Raw genomic sequence first — 1787 nt, 5'->3', positions numbered from 1 at the left:
CATCTTTCCGAACAAAAATGCACCGGAAATTATGGAGGGTATTACCTCGAACCAGCCCTTGATCAAACATGAACTGGCGCAGCGCACCCGGCATCAATTGCGAAGAGTGCCGGAACTATCCTTTTTCTTGGACGATTCGCTAGATTACATCGAAAACATCGAAAAATCGCTGAAAGGGGATGAAAATCCGATTGAAAACCGTGCTCTTTTGGCCAAAAGGAAAAAAATCTGAGAGCCTATTTTTTAAACCGATGACACCTTGAATTTCCCGTTCTACATCGCCAAACGCTACGTGCGTTCCAAGAGCAGCCAAAACGCGGTGAACGTTATCAATTTTATTACCTTTTTAGTCATCGTCATCGGTTCGGGCGCATTGTTCATCGTACTTTCCGGGTTTGCAGGCCTCAAGACCTTTAGCCTATCCTTCAGCAACACTTTCGATCCGGATTTGAAAGCGGTACCCATAACCGGAAAATTCTTTTCCATCTCCCCCGATCAAGAACAAAAACTACAACAAGTTGAGGGCATAGCCGAATATAGCAAAGAATTGGAGGAAAAGGTCTATCTCAAGAACGAACAAAAAAGCCATATCGCATTTATAAAGGGCGTCGATTCGAGTTATAATCAGGTTATTAGCGTCGACAGTACCATCCAGTACGGCACTTGGCGTATCAACGAACAAGATGCGGTCGCCGGCATCGGAATTGCGAATATTCTGGGCACGACAGTCAATCAATACCGAAATCCGTTGGTAGTCATGGCCCTAAAACCGGGCCAAGGTTCCATCAAACCTCAGGATATCAAGACAAAACCACTCGTTCTAAGCGGCGTTTACGGGATAGAGGAGAATCTGGATAAAAAGTACGTTTTTGCGGATTTACCATCCGTACAACAGCTACTGGACAGGGATAGTAATCAAATTTCCGGTATTAATTTTAAGTTGGATGGTTCTGGGGATATTACATCCGCAAAAAAAAGGATTCTCGAAATCTTAGGAAGCAACATCGTTCTAAAAAACCGACAAGAGCTAAACAGTTCGCTACATAGGATGCTGAACACCGAAAATTTGGCTACATACCTTATTTTCACACTAGTTCTCATTATTGCCCTGTTCAACGTGGTCGGTGCCATCATCATGATGATATTGGACAAACAGCAGAATTCAAAAACACTGTTCAATCTGGGCGTTACCATCAAAAAACTACGCAGTATCTATTTCGTACAGGGGATTTTGGTTACGACCACCGGCGGCATAATCGGCGTCGCCTTGGCCTCGCTGCTCATTTGGTCACAATTGGCCTTCGGATGGTTGAAGATTACGCCCTCGCTGGCATATCCCGTAGAATATCAGCTGATCAATGTGGCCATCGTTCTCGCTACTATTATGGTCCTGGGGATAATTGCCTCCAAAATTGCCAGTAGTAGAATTACGAAGAAATTGATTGCGAGCTAAACTCAAAATCCCCAAACCGCTCCATCACCTCATCTAAGGCGGCAAAAACATCGGCGGAATCGTCACTGGTCACCATTTCCATTCGGTATTCCTTAAAATGGGGGATGCCCTTGAAGTAATTTGTGTAGTGACGGCGGGTCTCGAAAACGCCGAGTTTTTCGCCTTTCCAAGCTATGGCCATTTGAAGGTGGGCGCGGGCGGCATCGACCCTTTCTTCCATAGTGGGCGGTTCGGCGTGGGTGCCGGTTTTGAAAAAGTGCTTGACTTCCCTAAAAAACCAAGGATGCCCGATACTGGCGCGGCCGATCATGGCGCCGTCGAGTCCGTATTCGTC

General features: G+C 46.0%; 3 protein-coding genes. 2 read left to right on the top strand and 1 reads right to left on the bottom strand.

Going from position 1 to position 1787, the window contains the following annotated elements:
* Positions 1–232 (top strand): ribosome-binding factor A (locus ACEW8S_RS04940; RefSeq protein ID WP_373517072.1); only part of this gene is annotated, 232 nt, incomplete at its 5' end.
* Positions 233–259: 27 nt separating this feature from the next.
* Positions 260–1453, top strand: a complete 1194-nt coding sequence (locus ACEW8S_RS04935) for an ABC transporter permease (protein ID WP_373517071.1) — start codon at positions 260–262, stop codon at positions 1451–1453.
* Here ACEW8S_RS04935 and ACEW8S_RS04930 read toward each other — a convergent pair.
* The coding region (locus ACEW8S_RS04930) for a tRNA-dihydrouridine synthase (protein WP_373517070.1) at positions 1428–1787 on the bottom strand (360 nt) is incomplete at its 5' end. The two genes, ACEW8S_RS04935 and ACEW8S_RS04930, sit on opposite strands and share 26 nt — an antisense overlap.

Source organism: Pricia sp. (assembly GCF_041745955.1).
GTDB lineage: Bacteria > Bacteroidota > Bacteroidia > Flavobacteriales > Flavobacteriaceae > Pricia.
This window is presented reverse-complemented; position numbering and strand designations above follow the sequence as displayed.